The organism is Streptomyces daghestanicus (assembly GCF_020521275.1).
GTDB classification, from domain to species: Bacteria; Actinomycetota; Actinomycetes; order Streptomycetales; family Streptomycetaceae; genus Streptomyces; species Streptomyces griseoviridis.
In genome coordinates this window covers 502,787-521,390 of record NZ_BNDX01000010.1, presented here as the reverse complement: position 1 = coordinate 521,390, position 18,604 = coordinate 502,787, and the positions used below count along the sequence as shown (strand labels likewise).

The following is an 18,604-nucleotide window of genomic DNA, read 5'->3' as shown; positions in this document are numbered from 1 at the left end:
CACCCCCATCAGATCCCAAGGACCCGAAAGGGACGCTTCATGATGCCCCAGCCCACCCCGGCCCCGCGCCTTTGCGGCGCATGCGACGGCTTTCCGGTCGTCGCCGTCACCACGGGCACCCGGCACCGCGATGGCAGCCGCGTCACCCGCCGCCTGTCCTGCCCGGCCTGCCAGGGCACCAGCCACACCACCCCCACCTGCCGCCGGGCGGTGACCGGCGCGTGACCGACTCCGCCACGATGGCGGGCCTGGACCCGGCCACCCTCGCCGACGTGCTGAGGCTGGCCGGGTCGGACGGCTTCGACCGCGTCCAAGAGCAGATCAGGCGCACGGGCGGCTGCTCCGACCCGATCCACCTGCACGGCTCCGTCGTCGTCCGCGACGCCCAGACCCGGCACGTCCTGCACTCCTACTCCACCGACACCGAACCCGGCGGGCGCCTCCGCATCGCCTGCGGCAACCGCCGCGCCTCCCGCTGCCCGTCCTGCGCCTGGACCTATGCGGGCGACACCTACCACCTCATCCGCGCCGGCCTCGTCGGCGACCAGGCCAAAGGCACCCCCGACACCATCCGCGACCACCCCCGCGTCTTCGCCACCCTCACCGCCCCCTCCTTCGGCCCGGTCCACAACCGCCCCGGCACCCGCCCCTGCCGCTGCGGCAAGAACCACCCCGAGGACACCCCCGAACTCGGCACGCCCCTCGACCCCGACACGTACGACTACGCGGGCTCCGTGCTGTGGAACAACCACGCCTCCGACCTGTGGCGCTACTTCACGATCTACCTCCGCCGGGAGATCGCCCGCCGCGCCGGACTCACGCAGAAAGCCGCCCGCGAGCAGTCCCGGATCGCCTTCGGCAAGGTCGCGGAGTACCAGAAACGCGGCGCCGTCCACTTCCACGCCGTGATCCGCTTCGACGGGCCGGACGGCCCCGACTCCCCGCCCCCGGCCTGGGCCACCCTCGACCTCCTCACCGACGCCATCCGCGCGGCAGCTGCCCGCGTCGCGGTCGATGTCGACCCCGCCGGGGACCAGATCGCCCGCACCCTGCGCTGGGGCACCCAGCTCGACGTGCGCCCCATCCGTGCCTTCGGCGACGGCCAGGACATCACCGAACAGGCCGTGGCCTCCTACGTCGCCAAGTACGCCACCAAGGCCGCCGAGACCACCGGCACCGTAGACCGCCGCATCGGCAACAAAGAGGCTCTCGCCCTGCTCGGCGTCCCCGACCACCCCGCCCGGCTGATCGCCGCGTGCCTCGACCTTCACCTGCTCTACCCCGACCGCAAGCTCCGCGACTGGGCCCACATGCTCGGCTTCCGCGGCCACTTCTCCACCAAGTCCCGCCGCTACTCGACCACCCTCGGCGCCCTCCGCCAGACCCGCGCCGACTACCGCGCCCGCCAGCAACGCGCCGCCCTCGGCCTGCCCGACCCCGACGACGAACAGGCCACCACCCTGACCCTCACCCACTGGACCTACGCCGGCCACGGCCACACCCCCGGCGAATCCTGGCTCGCCACCACCATCCGCCGCGACATCCAGCACAACCGCGAAACCGCCCGCGAGGAACTACCCGCCCTCCTCGACCTGGAAGGAGCCGCCGCATGACCACCGCCACCCCTGAGTTGCTGACCGTCCCCGAGGTCATGGCACGGCTCAAAGTGGGACGGACGAAGGTGTACGACCTGATCCGCACCCATCGCCTCGTCTCCATCAAGGTCGACGGCTGCCGCCGCATCCCGTCCCACGCGCTCGGCGACTTCATCGCCCGTCAGATCGGGGAGGCGGCCTGATGGCGAAGCGCCGCCCCAACGGCGGGGGCACGATCACCAAGCGGTCCGACGGCCGCTACCAGGGCGCCGCGTACGTGACCGACACGGACGGCAACCGGGTCCGCAAGTACGTCTACGGCCGGACCTGGGACGAGACCAACGAGAAGCTCGGCAAGCTCCAAGACCAGGAGCGCAACGGCATCCCGGTGCCATCCCGGTCCTGGACGCTCGGCGAGTGGCTGGCCTACTGGCTGGAGCACATCGTGAAGCCGGAGCGCGAACACAACACATACGTGAAATACGAGTCCAAGGTCCGGCTGTACCTCCATCCCCACCTCGGGAAGAAATCGCTGGTCAAGCTCACCCCGGCTCAGATCCGCGTCTTCATGGCGGCCCTGGCACGGGAGAAGGTCGGCGCCTCGGCCCGCTTCGAGGTTCTCCGCGTCCTGCGCAACGCCCTCAACCGGGCCATGCGCGAGGAGCTGGTCACGCGCAACGTCGCGCTCCTGGTCGACATGCCCAAGGTCACCAAGGACAGGGGCACAGCGTGGAACGCCCGGGAAGCGATCGCCTTCCTGCGGTCGGTCCGTGCCCACCGGCTCTACGCGGCCTGCGTCCTCGTCCTGGTCCTCGGGCTCCGCCGCAGTGAGGTGCTCGGGCTGCGCTGGCAGGACATCGACTTCGAGGCCGGCCGCTTCACCCCGGTCAAGCAGGTCCAGCGGGTCAAGGGCGTCGGCCTGGTCCTCAAGGACCTCAAGACGGAGTCCTCACAGGCCGTGCTTCCCCTGCCCGAGTTCTGCGCCCGGGTCCTGGACGAGCGGCGGGAGCTGCAAGCCCTGGAACGGAAGATCGCCGGTGAGCACTGGTCGCAGGAGCCCGACCATGACCTGATCTTCTCCGCCGAGCACGGTGGCATGATCGATCCGGTGGGCTTCTCCCGCACCTTTGAGCGGCTCGTCAAGCGTGCCGGCGTCCGCCGGATCACGGTCCGCCTGGCCCGGCACACCTGCGGGACCCTGCTCGCCTTCCTGAAGGTGCACCCCAAGGTCGCTCAGGCGATCCTCCGGCACAGCCAGATCAGCATGACCATGGACGTGTACACGCACGTGGTCGGCGACAGCGAGCGGGAAGCGGTCGGCATGCTCGCCGAACTCCTGGAAGATCCGCTCATCGGCTGATCGCCGCCGTTGATGTCAGCCGTAGATGTCAAAGACCCCCAACCATGATCGGTTGGGGGTCTTCTCGCTGGTGGGGCTAACAGGATTTGAACCTGTGGCCTCATCCTTATCAGGGATGCGCTCTAACCAACTGAGCTATAGCCCCGCCGCGCTTTTGCGGTGTGTGTCCCGCGCGCTGACTCCTGAAGATTAGCGCACGAGGGGGGCAGGCCCAAAATCGGTTACCCGCGTGACCTCACTCGTCCTCGGCGAGCGTCAGCTCCACACCGCCGACGAAGCCGGCGGAGAGGTTGTAGATGAACGCGCCGAGCGTGGCCAGGGCCGTCGCGAGGACGACGTCGATGACCGCGATGATCGTCGTGAACAGCAGGACGTTGGGCAGCGACAGGAACGACTGGAGGTCGAAGCCGTTCGACTCGTTCGAGCCGGTGGCCTCGGAGATCGTGCCGCCGACCGTCGAGAAGACGCCCATCGCGTCCATGACCATCCACAGCACGCAGGCCGCGACGATCGTGCACACGCCCAGGGCGATGGAGAGCAGGAAGCTCACCTTCATCACCGACCACGGGTCGGCCTTCGCCACCCGCAGCCGCGCCTTGCGGACGCGGGGTGTGGTGCGGCCCGCGCCGGTGCGCGGACGGCGTACGGCGCCGGCCGCACCGCCCGCGGTACCGGCCGCCGGGGTCTGGTACGCCTGCGGCGGGTGGTAGGGCCCGCCGGGCTGTTGCTGCTGCCGTTCGCCCGGCAGCGGGGAGGCCCCCTGCTGGGGCGCGGCCGGGCCCGCGCCAGCGGCGTACTGCTGGGTCTGCGGACCTCGGGTGTCCGTCACAGTTCCCCCCTGGGATCCATGAGTCTCGTACGAGGATGATGACGCGTGTTCGCGCTGGTCCGTTCCCTGCGCGGCGGAGCCACGGCCGCCGCCGTCCGCTTCCGTACCCCTGGAGGTACCGGCCGATCCGGCGCCCGTGGCTCCGCTCACGATGACTCTCTCCTCGTGCTACTCGGCCGAGGGCGCCTCGCCCTCGTCCGTGCCGGCGGTCGCGGCATCCTCGGCGGTCTCGTCCACGGCCACGTCGCCGTCGACTTCCTCCGCCTCGCGGCCCGCCTCGGCGTTGCGTGCGATGCCGACCACGGCATCGCGCTTGCCAAGATTGATCAGTTGGACGCCCATGGTGTCACGGCCCGTCTCCCTGATCTCGTTGACTCGCGTGCGAATCACACCGCCGGAGAGGGTGATGGCGAGGATCTCGTCGGTCTCCTCGACCACCAGCGCTCCGACGAGCTCTCCGCGGTCCTCGACGATCTTGGCGGCCTTGATGCCGAGGCCGCCGCGGCCCTGGACGCGGTACTCGTCGACGGAGGTGCGCTTCGCGTACCCGCCGTCGGTGGCAGTGAACACGAACGTACCGGCTCGAACAACATTCATCGAGAGCAGCTCGTCGCCGTCACGGAAACTCATGCCCTTGACGCCCGAGGTGGCGCGGCCCATCGGCCGCAGCGTGTCGTCGGAGGCGGTGAACCTGATCGACTGCGCCTTCTTGCTGATCAGCAGCAGATCGTCGTCGGCCGAGACCAACTCGGCTCCGATCAGTTCGTCGTCGCTGCCGTCCTCCCGCTCACGCAGGTTGATGGCGATGACACCGCCCGAGCGCGGGGAGTCGTAGTCCTTCAGGGAGGTCTTCTTCACCAGGCCGCCCTTGGTCGCGAGGACCAGGTAGGGCGCCGCGTCGTAGTCGCGGATGGCGAAGATCTCGGCGATCGCCTCGTCCGGCTGGAAGGCCAGCAGGTTGGCGACGTGCTGGCCGCGCGCGTCGCGTCCGGCGTCGGGCAGCTCGTAGCCCTTGACGCGGTAGACGCGGCCCTTGTTGGTGAAGAACAGCAGCCAGTGGTGGGTGGTGGAGACGAAGAAGTGGTCGACGATGTCGTCTTCCTTGAGCTTCGCTCCCCGTACGCCCTTGCCGCCGCGCTTCTGCGCCCGGTAGTCGTCGGTCTTGGTGCGCTTGATGTAGCCGCCCCGGGTGACCGTGACGACGATGTCCTCCTCGGCGATCAGGTCCTCGATGGACATGTCGCCCTCGTAGGGGATCAGCTTCGTCTTGCGGTCGTCGCCGAACTTGTCGACGATCGCGCCCAGCTCCTCGCTGACGATCTCGCGCTGGCGGACCGGGGAGGCGAGGATCGCGTTGTACTCGCTGATCTTCGCCTGGAGCTCGTCGTGCTCCTGGACGATCTTCTGGCGCTCCAGGGCGGCGAGCCGGCGGAGCTGCATCTCCAGGATCGCGTTGGCCTGGATCTCGTCGATCTCCAGCAGGTCCATCAGGCCGCCGCGCGCGATCTCGACCGTCTGGCTGCCCCGGATCAGCGCGATGACCTCGTCGATCGCGTCCAGCGCCTTGAGCAGGCCGCGCAGGATGTGGGCGCGCTCCTCGGCCTTGCGCAGCCGGAACTTGGTCCGGCGGACGATGACCTCGATCTGGTGGTTCACCCAGTGACGGATGAACGCGTCCAGGGAGAGGGTGCGCGGCACACCGTCGACCAGGGCCAGCATGTTGGCGCCGAAGTTGGTCTGGAGGTCGGTGTGCTTGTAGAGGTTGTTGAGGACGACCTTGGCGACCGCGTCCCGCTTCAGGACGATGACCAGGCGCTGGCCGGTGCGCGAGGACGTCTCGTCGCGGACGTCGGCGATGCCGCCGATCTTGCCGTCCTTCACCAGGTCGGCGATCTTCTGCGCGAGGTTGTCCGGGTTGGTCTGGTACGGCAGCTCGGTGACCACCAGGCACTGGCGGTTCTGGATCTCCTCGACCTCGACCACCGCGCGCATCGTGATGGAGCCGCGGCCGGTGCGGTACGCCTCCTCGATGCCCTTGCGGCCCACCACCAGGGCGCCGGTCGGGAAGTCGGGGCCCTTGATGCGCTCGATGAGGGCGTCGAGCAGTTCCTCGTTGGAGGACTCGTAGTTCTCCAGGTACCACTGGGCGCCGGCCGCGACCTCGCGCAGGTTGTGCGGCGGGATGTTGGTCGCCATGCCGACCGCGATCCCGGCCGAGCCGTTGATCAGCAGGTTCGGGAACCGCGCGGGCAGGACGGTCGGCTCCTGGGAGCGGCCGTCGTAGTTGTCCGTGAAGTCGACGGTCTCCTCGTCGATGTCACGGACCATCTCCATCGACAGCGGCGCCATCTTGCACTCGGTGTACCGCATGGCCGCCGCCGGGTCGTTGCCCGGCGAGCCGAAGTTGCCGTTGGAGTCGACCAGCGGCATGCGCATCGACCAGGGCTGGGCGAGGCGGACCAGGGCGTCGTAGATGGAGGAGTCGCCGTGCGGGTGGTAGTTGCCCATGACGTCGCCGACGACGCGGGCGCACTTGTAGAAGCCGCGCTCGGGGCGGTAGCCGCCGTCGTACATGGCGTACAGGACGCGGCGGTGGACGGGCTTGAGGCCGTCGCGGACGTCCGGCAGCGCGCGCGAGACGATGACGGACATCGCGTAGTCGAGGTAGGAGCGCTGCATCTCCGTCTCGAGCCCGACGGGCTCGACACGCATGGCCAGGGCGTCACCCTCGGGCGTCGTCACAGGGGTGTTCTCGTCGGTCATTGCTGGTGAAGGTCCTTCCTGGTGCGGTCAGCTGAGACCGACTCAGATGTCGAGGAAGCGGACGTCCTTGGCGTTGCGCTGGATGAACGCGCGGCGGGCCTCGACGTCCTCGCCCATCAGCACCGAGAACAGGTCGTCGGCCTGGGCGGCGTCGTCGAGGGTGACCTGGCCGAGGACGCGGTGCTCCTGGTCCATGGTGGTGATGCGCAGTTCCTCGGCGTTCATCTCGCCGAGGCCCTTGAAGCGCTGGACCGAGTCCTCGCGGATGCGCTTGCCGGCCTGGCGGCCCATCTCGATCAGCGCGTCGCGCTCGCGGTCGGAGTACGCGTACTCGAAGTCGTCCCGGCCCCACTTGATCTTGTAGAGCGGCGGACGGGAGAGGTACACGTGCCCGGCCTCGACCAGCGGCCGCATGAAGCGGAACAGGAAGGTCAGCAGCAGGGTGTTGATGTGCTGGCCGTCGACGTCGGCGTCCGCCATCAGGATGATCTTGTGATAGCGGAGCTTCTCGATGTCGAAGTCCTCGTGCACGCCCGTGCCGAACGCGGAGATCATCGCCTGGATCTCCTGGTTCTGCAGGATGCGGTCGATGCGCGCCTTCTCGACATTGAGGATCTTGCCGCGGATCGGGAGGATCGCCTGGTACTGCGGGTTCCGGCCGGACTTGGCGGAGCCGCCGGCGGAGTCGCCCTCGACGATGAAGATCTCGCACTTGGTCGGGTCGTTCGACTGGCAGTCGGAGAGCTTGCCCGGCAGGGACGCCGACTCCAGCAGGCCCTTGCGGCGGGTCAGGTCGCGCGCCTTGCGGGCGGCGACGCGCGCGGTGGCGGCCTGGATGCCCTTGCGGATGATGTCCGCGGCCTCGTTGGGGTTGCGGTCCAGCCAGTCGGCGAGGTGCTCGTAGACCACCTTCTGGACGAAGGTCTTCACCTCGGTGTTGCCCAGCTTGGTCTTGGTCTGGCCCTCGAACTGCGGCTCGCTCAGCTTCACCGAGATGATCGCCGTCAGGCCCTCGCGGATGTCGTCGCCCGTGAGGTTGTCGTCCTTCTCGCGCAGCAGCTTCTTGTCGCGCGCGTACTTGTTGATCAGCGAGGTCAGCGCGGCCCGGAAGCCCTCTTCGTGCGTACCGCCCTCGTGGGTGTGGATGATGTTGGCGAACGAGTACACACCCTCGGTGTAGCCGCCGTTCCACTGCATGGCGACTTCCAGGGACAGGAGCTTGTCCTTGTCCTCGGCCTCCAGGTCGATCACCGTGGGGTGGACGACCTCTCCCTTGCGGGAGTTGAGGTACTTCACGAAGTCGACGATGCCGCCCTCGTAGTAGTACGAGACGGACTTGACCTCCTGCTTCTCGTCCTCGCCCGCCTCGTCCGCGCCGGCCGTGGCCTTCGCCGACTCGCGCTCGTCGGTGAGGTTGATGCGCAGGCCCTTGTTGAGGAACGCCATCTCCTGGAAGCGCCGCGACAGCGTCTCGAAGGAGTAGTCGGTGGTCTCGAAGATGTCCCCGTCGGCCCAGAAGGTGACCGACGTGCCGGTCTCCTCGGTGGCCTCGTGCCGGGCCAGCGGGGCCGTCGGCACACCCAGCTTGTAGTCCTGCGTCCACCGGTGTCCGTCGGTCTTGACCTCGACCGCGACCCTCGTCGACAGGGCGTTGACGACGGAGACGCCCACACCGTGCAGACCGCCGGAGACCGCGTAGCCGCCGCCGCCGAACTTGCCGCCGGCGTGCAGCACCGTCAGCACCACCTCGACGGCGGGCTTGCCCTCGGAGGGGACGATGCCCACCGGGATGCCGCGGCCGTTGTCGACGACGCGGACTCCGCCGTCGGCCAGGATCGTGACGTCGATGGTGTCCGCGTGACCGGCCAGCGCCTCGTCGACGGAGTTGTCGACGACCTCCTGCACGAGGTGGTGGAGCCCCCGCTCGCCGGTCGAACCGATGTACATACCGGGCCGCTTGCGGACCGCGTCCAGGCCCTCGAGCACGGTGATGGCACTGGCGTCGTACGACGGGGAGCCCTCGCCCGGGGACGAGGTCGCCTCGGTGTCGGTGGACGGGATGTTCTCGTTGGGGTTGCCGGAATCGGCCACGAAGCGCCCTTTCTGGCACGGCACGAGCCGGGCTCGTCGGCAGGTTGCCGGAGCGGCTGCGGCATGGTGCGTTGGTAAGCCTTGATCAGCGTTGCTCAGCTTTTCCCGGGCGGTCCCCACGACTGGGGCGGGATTGTCTTCCATTCTACCGGTAGCACTGACACTGATGGGGGTTTGCCGGTACCTGAGTCCGCATGTGCCGCTCTGAGACGCCCGCTCCCGACTCCCGATATACGGATGGGGGCCCCAAGAGGCTCACGGCGGCACTCAGCGCTTCCGGCCGTCAACCCTTGGCTACTTCGGAGTCAGCTCCCGATCCACAGCCGCGCGCGGTTGTACGACAAGAAGATCCACAGCTGTGGAAAACGGCGATCGACCGCCCCTGATGTGATGTCAGTCACTCTTGAGGCGGAAGGAGAAAGGGGGGCGGGAGAAGGGAACGAAACGGGACGAACTCACCCGTAGGTATCGCCGGGGCCGGTGCTCCCGGGCGCCCGCAGCGGACCGTACCGGCGCGGCGCGCCCCCCGGTCCCTGCACCTTGATCACCCGCACCGAGCCATGTCCGAGATCCTCGTTCAGCCGGGCCACCAGCGTCGGCGCCAGCAGGCGCAGATTCGTCGCCCAGGCCGTGGAGTCGCAGCGCACCACCAGGACCCGCTCGTCCTCGTCGTACCGCTCCGGCACGCAGTGCTTGGCCACGTCCTCGCCGACGATCTCCGGCCAGCGACCCATCACCCCGCCCACCGCGGCCGGCGTCTCCCAGCCGCGCTCGGTGATCAGCCGGTTGATCGCCGACCCCAGCGCCATGGGGTCGCGCCCGTCGGCGCGCGCGCCGGAGCGCAGCCCGCCGCGCCGCGCCTGCTTCTTCTGCTGCGCCGCCTCGCCCCGCGCCCGCGCCGCGTCCTTCGCCGCGCGCAGCGCCACCCGCGCCAGGTCCACCCCGGAGGGCTCGGGCGTCTTCCTCGGCGTGTCCTCGGGGGGCTGGGCCCCGGGGCCCTCGACGCTCATACGCGCTCCACCGCCCCGTCGGCCACCGCGAACCGCGCCCCCGCCAGCACCTGCGGAACGTCGTCGTCCACCGCGGCGGTCACCAGCACCTGCTCACCCGGCGCGACCAGCTCCGCCAGCCGCTCCCGGCGGCGCGCGTCCAGCTCCGCGAAGACGTCGTCCAGGACCAGCACCGGCTCGTTGCCCTCGGCCCGCAGCAGGTCGTAGGAGGCCAGCCGCAGCGCCAGCGCGTACGACCAGGACTCGCCGTGCGAGGCGTACCCCTTGGCGGGCAGCTCGCCGAGCTTGAGCAGCAGGTCGTCCCGGTGCGGGCCGACCAGGGTGACGCCCCGCTCGATCTCCTGCTTGCGGGCCTCGCCGAGCGCGGCGGTCAGCTGTTCGTACAGCGCCTCGCGGGTGTGCCCGTCGCCGGGCGCGGAGGGCTTGTACTCCAGGGCGACCGGGCCGCCGCCCGGGGCCAGTTGCTCGTACGCCTTGTCCGCCAGCGGCTGGAGCGCCGCGATCAGGTCGAGGCGCTGGGCGAGCAGTTCCGCGCCCGCGCGCGCGAGATGCTGGTCCCAGACGTCGAGAGTGGACAGGTCGAGCGTGCGCCCCCCGTGCCGGCGGGCCAGCGCGGCCGACTTCAGCAGCGTGTTGCGCTGCTTGAGGACACGGTCGTAGTCGGAGCGGACCCCGGCCATCCGCGGCGACCGGGCGGTGATCAGCTCGTCCAGGAACCGGCGCCGCTCCCCGGGATCGCCCTTGACCAGCGCGAGGTCCTCGGGCGCGAACAGCACGGTCCGTACGATGCCCAGCACGTCCCGCGGTCTGACCTGCGAGGACCTGTTGACGCGGGCGCGGTTGGCCCGGCCCGGGTTCAGCTCCAGCTCGATCAGCTGCTGCCGCTCGCCCTGGCGCACCTGGGCCCGGATCACCGCGCGGTCGGCGCCCATGCGGACCAGGGGCGCGTCGGAGGAGACGCGGTGGCTGCCGAGGGTGGCGAGGTAACCGACGGCCTCGACCAGGTTGGTCTTGCCCTGGCCGTTGGGGCCGACGAAGGCGGTGACGCCCGGGTCCAGCGGGACCTCGACCCGGGCGTACGAGCGGAAGTCGGCCAGCGACAGATGCGTGACGTGCATGGTCGTGCGCCGACCTCCACCCTTCGGGTCCTGCTTACTTCTTCTGCTCCACGGCGTGGCCACCGAACTGGTTGCGCAGCGCCGCGACCATCTTCATCTGCGGCGAGTCCTCCTGGCGGGAGGCGAAGCGCGCGAACAGCGAGGCGGTGATCGCCGGCAGCGGCACCGCGTTGTCGATCGCGGCCTCCACCGTCCAGCGTCCCTCACCGGAGTCCTGGGCGAAACCGCGGAGCTTGTCCAGGTGCTCGTCCTCGTCCAGGGCGTTGACCGCGAGGTCCAGCAGCCAGGACCGGATGACCGTGCCCTCCTGCCAGGAGCGGAAGATCTCCCGGACGTCGGTGACCGAGTCGACCTTCTCCAGCAGCTCCCAGCCCTCGGCGTAGGCCTGCATCATCGCGTACTCGATGCCGTTGTGGACCATCTTGGCGAAGTGGCCGGCGCCGACCTTGCCCGCGTGCACCGAGCCGAAGTCGCCCTCGGGCTTGAGGGCGTCGAAGACCGGCTGCACCTTGGCGACGTGCTCCGCGTCGCCGCCGTACATCAGCGCGTAGCCGTTCTCCAGGCCCCAGACGCCACCGGAGACGCCGCAGTCGACGAAGCCGATGCCCTTGGCCGCCAGCTCCTCCGCGTGCTTCTCGTCGTCCGTCCAGCGCGAGTTGCCGCCGTCCACGACGATGTCGCCGGGCTCCAGCAGCTCGGCCAGCTCGTCGATGGTCGACTGGGTGGCCGCGCCGGCCGGGACCATCACCCAGACCACCCGCGGGCCGCTGAGCCTGTCCACCAGCTCCTTGAGGCTGTGGACGTCGGCGAGGTCCGGGTTGCGGTCGTATCCGACGACGGTGTGGCCCGCGCGGCGGATCCGCTCGCGCATGTTGCCGCCCATCTTGCCGAGGCCGACGAGACCGAGCTCCATCAGTTGCGTTCCTTAGGTCGCTGTGGCGTGTCAGGCGCTTTCGCACCGGCGCCGAGCCTAAACCCGGACGCCCGCGCACAGCTGTGGGCATACGCGCTCATCCGTACACCCACCTGCGGCTTCGTCCACCGGCTGTGGACACCGGCGGCTGAGCGGCCCCCGCTCAGCCGCGCCGGCATACTGCGATCTTGTGGGGGCCGACCCCCACACCCCCAGCCGCCCCGTGCCCCGAGCCGGCCGGCTCACTCAGCCGCTCAGCCGCTCAGCCGCACCGGCATGATCAGGTACTTGTACGCCTCGTCCGCCTCGGCGTCGACCGCGGGCCTGCCGCTGAGCAGCGCCGGCTTGGTGGAGGTCGTGAAGGACAGCTGGGCCACCGGGGAGTCGATGGCGCTCAGGCCGTCCAGCAGGAAGGTCGGGTTGAAGGCGATCGAGATGTCGTCGCCGTCCAACTGGGCGTCGACCCTTTCCACAGCCTGTGCGTCGTCGCTGGAGCCGGCCTCCAGGATGAGCACGCCCTGCTCGAAGCTGAGCCGCACCGGCGTGTTCCGCTCGGCGACCAGGGCGACGCGCTTGACGGCCTCCACGAAGGGGGCGGTCTCGATCACGGCGACGCTGTTGAACTCGGTCGGGAAGAGCGTCTTGTACTTCGGGAGGTCGCCCTCCAGGAGCCGGGTGGTGGTCCGGCGGCCGGCGCCCTCGAAACCGATCAGGCCCTCGCCCGCGCCGGAGCCGGACAGCGCCAGGATCACCTGGTCGCCGCTGGTCAGCGCCTTGGCGGTGTCCTGGAGCGTCTTGGCGGGCACCAGGGCGACCGCGGAGACGTCCGGGTTCTCCGGCTTCCACAGGAACTCGCGGACCGCGAAGCGGTAGCGGTCGGTGGAGGCCAGCGTCACCGTGTCGCCCTCGATCTCGATGCGCACACCGGTGAGGACGGGCAGGGTGTCGTCGCGGCCGGCGGCGATGGCGACCTGCTGCACGGCGGAGGCGAAGACCTCCCCGGGGACGGTGCCCGTCGCGTTCGGCATCTGCGGCAGCGCCGGGTATTCCTCCACCGGCAGGGTGTGGAGGGTGAAGCGGGAGGAGCCGCAGACCACCGTCGCCCGTACACCGTCGGTGGAGATCTCCACCGGCCGGTTGGGCAGGGCGCGGGAGATGTCGGCGAGCAGGCGGCCGGAGACCAGCACCGTGCCCTCCTCCTCGACCTCCGCATCGACCGAGACCCGCGCGGAGACCTCGTAGTCGAAGCTGGACAGGCTCAGCTGCCCTTCCTCCGCCTTCAGCAGCAGGCCCGCGAGGACCGGCGCCGGCGGACGGGCCGGGAGGCTGCGTGCCGCCCAGGCCACTGCCTCCGCGAGTACGTCGCGTTCCACCCGGATCTTCACCGTTGCCGCCTCCTGCTGTTGCCGGCGCTTGTCGCCCTGCTTCGCCTCAGTCGTCTGACTCGGTGTCGTCGGCCCCTGTCCGGGGCAGTACACCGGGGACCAGTCTGACGCACCGCACTGACAGTAGGTGCCCTTCGGGGTCAAGTCGCGCCGAGGAGCGGCCGGGGCCGAGAGAGCGAGTTGTGCACAGGCCCCGCTTCGAAACGAGTTCCTGGCTCTCTCTAGTCGTTGGTAGTAGTAGGGCCTGTGGATACCGTGGATAACCACGTTTGCCCAGGTCAGCCCAGGAATTTTGTCCACGGGGCCTGTGGGCGGAGCCGGTGGACAACCGGGCCCTTCTGTGGAGAACGGAAAGTTCTGCACACTCCGTGCACAGGGAGAGGCGACTTCTCCCCAGGTGCGTCCCCAGGTTTACCCGTCTTTCCCACAGCCCACTCCGGCAACCCGATGTGACGCCTTTCACTCCGAGCGGTGACCGGACGCGTCGGGTTGCCGAACAGTGGACAGCGGTGTGGAGAAGCGGCCGAACACTGGGGACAACCGGCCACAGCCTGTGGGCGACCCGTGGACAACTTTCCGCACAGCCTGTGGACGACGAGTTTGTCCACAGGCTGTGGAGATCCTTCGTCCACGAATCCACAGCCGGGTGACCTGGCCTGATGATCTCTCACCACCCTGGCCTGTGGACAGGATCGGGACAACTTCGCGATCCCCAAGGTGTGGACGGAAAAAAGTCACCGAATCTGTGGAGGACGGCCGTAACCCCGGGGTGGATTCGAACAGGGGTGGACGCCGCCCCGCGGCCGGCCGCCTCCGAAGCCGCCCCCGGGACGACGAAGGGCGCCCCCGGATCTCCTCCGGAGGCGCCCAGAACGTCGTACGAGGCCGCTCTCAGCCGTTCTTGATGCGGTTGGTCAGCTCCGTCACCTGGTTGTAGATGGAGCGCCGCTCGGCCATCAGATTGCGGATCTTGCGGTCGGCGTGCATGACGGTCGTGTGGTCCCGGCCGCCGAACAGCGCGCCGATCTTCGGCAGGGAGAGGTCCGTCAGCTCACGGCAGAGGTACATGGCGATCTGGCGGGCCGTCACCAGCTGCCGCCCGCGCGAACTGCCGCACAGGTCCTCCACGGTGAGACCGAAGTAGTCGGCGGTGGCGCTCATGATGGCCGTGGAGGTGATCTCCGGCGTCGAGTCCTCCCCGCCGGGGATCAGGTCCTTCAGGACGATCTCCGTCAGCCCCAGGTCCACCGGCTGCCGGTTGAGCGACGCGAAGGCCGTCACCCGGATCAGCGCGCCCTCCAGCTCACGGATGTTGCGCGAGATCCGCGAGGCGATGAACTCCAGCACCTCGGGCGGGGCGTTGAGCTGCTCCTGGACCGCCTTCTTGCGCAGGATCGCGATCCGCGTCTCCAGCTCGGGCGGCTGGACGTCGGTGATCAGGCCCCACTCGAAGCGGTTGCGCAGCCGGTCCTCCAGCGTGACCAGCTGCTTGGGCGGCCGGTCGCTGGAGAGCACGATCTGCTTGTTGGCGTTGTGGAGCGTGTTGAAGGTGTGGAAGAACTCCTCCTGCGTCGACTCCTTGTCCGCCAGGAACTGGATGTCGTCGACGAGCAGGATGTCCATCTCCCGGTACCGCTTGCGGAAGCTGTCGCCCTTGCCGTCGCGGATGGAGTTGATGAACTCGTTGGTGAACTCCTCGGAGCTGACGTACCGCACGCGCGTGCCGGGATAGAGGCTCCGCGCGTAGTGCCCGATCGCGTGCAGCAGGTGCGTCTTGCCGAGCCCGGACTCCCCGTAGATGAAGAGGGGGTTGTACGCCTTGGCCGGCGCCTCGGCGACGGCGACCGCGGCGGCGTGCGCGAAGCGGTTGGAGGCGCCGATGACGAAGGTGTCGAAGAGGTACTTGGGATTGAGGCGCGCGGTGGGCTCGCCGGGGCCGGCGGCCGGGGCCGGCTGCGCGGCCAGGGGACCGGGCGCGCCGGTGGCGGGGCCGGGACCGACGGGACCGCCGCGGTGGACGTGGCCGGAGCCGGACGGCGGCTCGGGCGGCTCCCGTCGGCCGCCGCGCTGGTCGTAGTCGCCCCGCGCCTGCTCGTAGTCGGAGCGCTGCTGGTCGTAGGGCGGGCGCTCGGAGTCGTACGGGGGGCGGTCGCTGTCGTAGGAGGGCCGGTCGGAGTCGTACCGGTCCGCGTCGTACCGGTCCGGTTCGTACGGTGCGCGGTCGGGCGCCTTCGGCCGGTAGTCCTGGGAGTAGCCGTCCTGGTAGGGGTTCTTCTGGTACGCGTCCGGGCCGTGCTGCCCGTAGGAGGGCTCCGGCGGGGACGCGTACGGGTCGCGGTCGGGGAAGCCGAGGCGCTGCTGCTGCCAGCCGTAGTCGTCCTGCTGGGACGGGCGCGGCCAGGAGCCGGGCTCGGGGCGCTGGTACTCGGAGGGGTAGGCGGGGCGGGCCGTGGGGAGCTGGTCGGCGCGGTGCCGGCCGTAGCCGCCCTCGTAGTCGTCGCGGGCGTCGCGGGCATCGCGGGTGTCGCGTCCGTCACGGTCACCGCGGCCCTGCTGGCCGGCCGGCGGCAGCTCGGGCTCGTCGTAGCGGGGCCGCGCGGGCGGGGCGGGAGGCTCGCCCGCCGAGTCGTCGACGGTGATCGCGATCCGGATAGGACGGCCGCACTCCCGGCTCAGCGTCTCGCTGACGACCGGGGCCAGCCGGCCCTCCAGGACGCCCTTCGCGAATTCGTTCGGTACGGCGAGCAGGGCGGTGTCGGCGACCAGCGCGAGGGGCTGGCAGCGGCGGATCCAGTGCTCGTCCTTCGACTCGACGCCCTGGCCCCGGCCCTCCCCGAGGAGCTGCTCCAGTACGCGTGGCCACACTGCGGCAAGATCGGCAGGTACGTCAGCCACAGGGCACGCTCTCTCATGTGTCCCTCGAAGGTGTGATCCGAGGGAGGGACGGTCGCTACGGGGGTGGGCGGGTCGGCACGAATCAGATGGGCCGGTGGGAAGGGAACGAATCGGAGTCCGGCCACGGTAGTCAGCGTGGCCGGTAGCATTCAAGTTGTTGTCCCCAGCCTGTGGACAAGTGTCTCCCGGCCGCCGCTGGTTTGACCGATTGGCGTAGCCGCGCGTACCGTGACCAGGTCGAGTTGTCGATGGCTGCTGCCGCCTGCCTCCGATGGGCACAGATCGCGTCAGGTGATCGGAAAGCGGTGCACACGGGCGTAACGCGAGCTACTCGTGGGCGCACGGTGACAGCCAGGACGGCACCCCGCCACCACCGATTCTTTCTGGAGCCCCCGAGTGAGCAAGCGCACCTTCCAGCCGAACAACCGTCGTCGCGCGAAGACCCACGGCTTCCGGCTGCGTATGCGCACCCGTGCCGGCCGCGCGATTCTCGCGTCCCGCCGTGGCAAGGGTCGCGCCCGTCTGTCCGCCTGATCCCGATCAGGTCATGACGTCGTGCTGCCCACCGAGAACCGGCTGAGGCGGCGCGAGGATTTCGCGACCGCGGTACGACGAGGTCGCCGGGCCGGCCGCCCGTCCCTCGTCGTCCACTTTCGTAGCGGTGCAACGGACCCGCACGCGCCTGGGGAGAGCGCTCCCCCGACGCGTGCGGGTTTCGTCGTCAGCAAAGCCGTCGGCGGTGCGGTCGTGCGCAACAAGGTGAAGCGCAGGCTTCGCCACCTGATGCGCGACCGAGTCGATCTGTTGCCTCCCGGTAGCCTGGTAGTCGTACGAGCGCTGCCCGGTGCGGGTGACGCCGACCATGCACAGCTGGCCCGAGACCTGGACGCCGCCCTTCAGCGGCTGCTGGGAGGGGGCGCGCGATGAAGTACCCGCTGCTGGCTCTGATCAAGCTGTACCAGTGGACGATCAGTCCCCTGCTGGGGCCGGTCTGCAAGTACTACCCATCGTGCTCCCACTACGGCTATACGGCCATCGACCGGCACGGCGCCGTCAAGGGCACGGCACTCACCGCCTGGCGCATCCTGCGGTGCAACCCGTGGTCGCTGGGCGGGGTGGACCATGTTCCGCCGCGCAAGCGTCCGCGATGGCACGAAATGCTGCGGAACGCATGGCGGGCACGCAAGGGCGGGCCCTCCGCCGCCGAACCGGCCACCGAGGGACCGGCCGCTCACCCGAGCCCGCCCGGTCCCTCGAGCCCGGCCGCAGAGACCCAGTCCCATGCCCAAGGAGCATGATTAGTGGACACGATTGCCAGCCTCTTCAGCTTCATCACGACACCTGTCTCCTGGGTCATCGTCCAGTTCCACACGGTGTACGGCGCCCTCTTCGGCCCTGACACCGGATGGGCCTGGGGCCTGTCCATCGTGTCCCTGGTGGTCCTGATCCGCATCTGCCTGATCCCGCTCTTCGTGAAGCAGATCAAGTCGACGCGCGCGATGCAGACGCTCCAGCCGGAGATGAAGAAGATCCAGGAGCGCTACAAGAACGACAAGCAGCGCCAGTCCGAAGAGATGATGAAGCTGTACAAGGAGACGGGCACCAACCCGCTCTCCTCGTGCCTTCCCATCCTGGCGCAGTCCCCGTTCTTCTTCGCCCTGTACCACGTGCTCAACGGCATCGCGACCGGGGACACCATCGGTGTCATCAACGACCGGCTGCTGGAGAGCGCGCAGAAGGCCCACATCTTCGGTGCGCCGCTCGCGGCCAAGTTCACCGACGGCGCCTCCAAGGTCGACGCCCTCGGCTCCTCCCTCACCGACGTCCGGGTCGTCACCGCGATCATGATCGTCCTGATGTCGGCGTCGCAGTTCTTCACCCAGCGCCAGCTGATGACGAAGAACGTCGACACCACGGTGAAGACGCCGTTCATGCAGCAGCAGAAGATGCTGATGTACGTCTTCCCGGTCATGTTCGCCGTCTTCGGCATCAACTTCCCGGTCGGTGTCCTCGTCTACTGGCTGACCACCAACGTGTGGACCATGGGCCAGCAGATGTACGTCATCCGCAACAACCCGACGCCGGGTTCCAAGGCGCAGGCGGCCTACCTGGAGCGCCTGTACAAGCACGTCTCCCACACCGGCAAGGTCCGTCGCCGCAGCGAGCGCGCCATCGTCAAGGCCATCGTCACCAAGGGCCGGGACCGCAACGAGTTCGAGCGCAAGTTCATCAACGGGCTGAACAAGGCCGGCTTCTCGGCCCAGGCCGACGGCACCGTCGTGAAGAGCGACACCGCCCTGGCCACGGCCACCGAGGAGGGCACGCCGACCACGGCCGTGCCCAGGCGTCAGCAGCCCAAGCGGCAGACCAAGGCCCAGCGGCAGGCCGCCGCCAGGGCTGCGGCTGAGGAGTCCGCGTCCGAGGACGAGGGCACGGCGTCGGACGCGGCGTCCGCCTCCTCCGGGCCGTCGCCGGCCAAGACGTCGCTGAGCAAGTCCGACCAGCCTCAGGACGCCAAGTCCGCGGGCGCCCAGTCCGCCGCTTCCAAGAAGGCCGCGCAGAAGCCCGGCTCCGGTACCCGCAGCAAGGCCCAGTCCGGGCAGCGCAAGGGACCGCAGCGGCCCAAGTCCCCGTCGAAGAAGTAA

At 69.4% G+C, this 18,604-nt stretch carries 16 protein-coding genes and 1 tRNA gene; 8 read left to right on the top strand and 9 right to left on the bottom strand.

From position 1 onward, the window contains the following. The first annotated feature begins 42 nt into the window (after positions 1-42). The 4 genes from Sdagh_RS21385 to Sdagh_RS21370 are packed head-to-tail and all read left to right on the top strand — an operon-like array spanning position 43 to position 2,955. A complete protein-coding gene (locus Sdagh_RS21385) occupies positions 43-225 on the top strand; it encodes a hypothetical protein (RefSeq protein ID WP_226535556.1) in 183 nt (60 codons plus the stop codon). Beyond that, entirely contained in the window at positions 222-1,613 is a 1,392-nt protein-coding gene (repSA, locus tag Sdagh_RS21380) for a replication initiator protein RepSA (protein ID WP_308288756.1), read from the top strand. Before Sdagh_RS21385 ends, repSA begins: the two co-directional genes overlap by 4 nt. Beyond that, positions 1,610-1,798: a helix-turn-helix domain-containing protein gene (locus Sdagh_RS21375; protein ID WP_190076924.1), complete on the top strand. Its 189-nt coding sequence runs from the start codon at positions 1,610-1,612 to the stop codon at positions 1,796-1,798. The genes repSA and Sdagh_RS21375 overlap by 4 nt, the downstream gene beginning before the upstream one ends. Then, positions 1,798-2,955, top strand: a complete 1,158-nt coding sequence (locus Sdagh_RS21370; protein ID WP_190076923.1) for a tyrosine-type recombinase/integrase — start codon at positions 1,798-1,800, stop codon at positions 2,953-2,955. The genes Sdagh_RS21375 and Sdagh_RS21370 overlap by 1 nt, the downstream gene beginning before the upstream one ends. A 68-nt stretch (positions 2,956-3,023) precedes the next feature. Here Sdagh_RS21370 and Sdagh_RS21365 read toward each other — a convergent pair. From Sdagh_RS21365 to dnaA, 9 genes are all read right to left on the bottom strand, one after another. After that, positions 3,024-3,100: transfer RNA gene (locus tag Sdagh_RS21365), tRNA-Ile, on the bottom strand. Between the two features lie 90 nt (positions 3,101-3,190). Further along, the gene (locus Sdagh_RS21360) at positions 3,191-3,934 is read right to left on the bottom strand and encodes a DUF3566 domain-containing protein (protein ID WP_189416795.1); all 744 of its coding nucleotides are present in this window, start codon (positions 3,932-3,934) and stop codon (positions 3,191-3,193) included. Between the two features lie 18 nt (positions 3,935-3,952). Beyond that, the gene (gyrA, locus tag Sdagh_RS21355; RefSeq protein WP_189416796.1) at positions 3,953-6,547 is read right to left on the bottom strand and encodes a DNA gyrase subunit A; all 2,595 of its coding nucleotides are present in this window, start codon (positions 6,545-6,547) and stop codon (positions 3,953-3,955) included. A gap of 42 nt (positions 6,548-6,589) precedes the next feature. Further along, entirely contained in the window at positions 6,590-8,638 is a 2,049-nt protein-coding gene (gyrB, locus tag Sdagh_RS21350) for a DNA topoisomerase (ATP-hydrolyzing) subunit B (RefSeq protein ID WP_189416797.1), read from the bottom strand. 455 nt (positions 8,639-9,093) lie between these two features. Beyond that, positions 9,094-9,648, bottom strand: a complete 555-nt coding sequence (locus tag Sdagh_RS21345) for a DciA family protein (protein WP_189416798.1) — start codon at positions 9,646-9,648, stop codon at positions 9,094-9,096. Continuing rightward, positions 9,645-10,766 carry a DNA replication/repair protein RecF gene (gene recF, locus Sdagh_RS21340; protein ID WP_189416799.1) on the bottom strand — a complete coding sequence of 374 codons (1,122 nt, stop codon included), beginning with the start codon at positions 10,764-10,766 and terminating at the stop codon, positions 9,645-9,647. Before recF ends, Sdagh_RS21345 begins: the two co-directional genes overlap by 4 nt. Before the next feature lie 34 nt (positions 10,767-10,800). Then, positions 10,801-11,679, bottom strand: coding sequence for a phosphogluconate dehydrogenase (NAD(+)-dependent, decarboxylating) (gene gnd / locus Sdagh_RS21335; RefSeq protein ID WP_190076922.1), 879 nt, complete (start codon positions 11,677-11,679; stop codon positions 10,801-10,803). A gap of 254 nt (positions 11,680-11,933) precedes the next feature. Further along, positions 11,934-13,064 (bottom strand): DNA polymerase III subunit beta, encoded by a 1,131-nt coding sequence (dnaN, locus tag Sdagh_RS21330; RefSeq protein WP_189416806.1) that lies wholly within the window; start codon positions 13,062-13,064, stop codon positions 11,934-11,936. 891 nt (positions 13,065-13,955) lie between these two features. Continuing rightward, positions 13,956-15,959 (bottom strand): chromosomal replication initiator protein DnaA, encoded by a 2,004-nt coding sequence (dnaA, locus tag Sdagh_RS21325; RefSeq protein ID WP_189416809.1) that lies wholly within the window; start codon positions 15,957-15,959, stop codon positions 13,956-13,958. Positions 15,960-16,355: 396 nt separating this feature from the next. Here dnaA and rpmH point away from each other — a divergent pair, with 396 nt between their 5' ends. From rpmH to yidC, 4 genes are read left to right on the top strand one after another with little or no spacing between them, the layout of a single operon-like run. Further along, positions 16,356-16,493: a 50S ribosomal protein L34 gene (rpmH, locus tag Sdagh_RS21320; protein WP_003949374.1), complete on the top strand. Its 138-nt coding sequence runs from the start codon at positions 16,356-16,358 to the stop codon at positions 16,491-16,493. A gap of 21 nt (positions 16,494-16,514) precedes the next feature. Beyond that, positions 16,515-16,886, top strand: coding sequence for a ribonuclease P protein component (gene rnpA / locus Sdagh_RS21315; protein ID WP_189416812.1), 372 nt, complete (start codon positions 16,515-16,517; stop codon positions 16,884-16,886). Further along, positions 16,883-17,257 (top strand): membrane protein insertion efficiency factor YidD, encoded by a 375-nt coding sequence (gene yidD / locus Sdagh_RS21310; RefSeq protein WP_189416814.1) that lies wholly within the window; start codon positions 16,883-16,885, stop codon positions 17,255-17,257. Before rnpA ends, yidD begins: the two co-directional genes overlap by 4 nt. A 3-nt stretch (positions 17,258-17,260) precedes the next feature. Beyond that, positions 17,261-18,604: a membrane protein insertase YidC gene (gene yidC / locus Sdagh_RS21305; RefSeq protein WP_189416817.1), complete on the top strand. Its 1,344-nt coding sequence runs from the start codon at positions 17,261-17,263 to the stop codon at positions 18,602-18,604.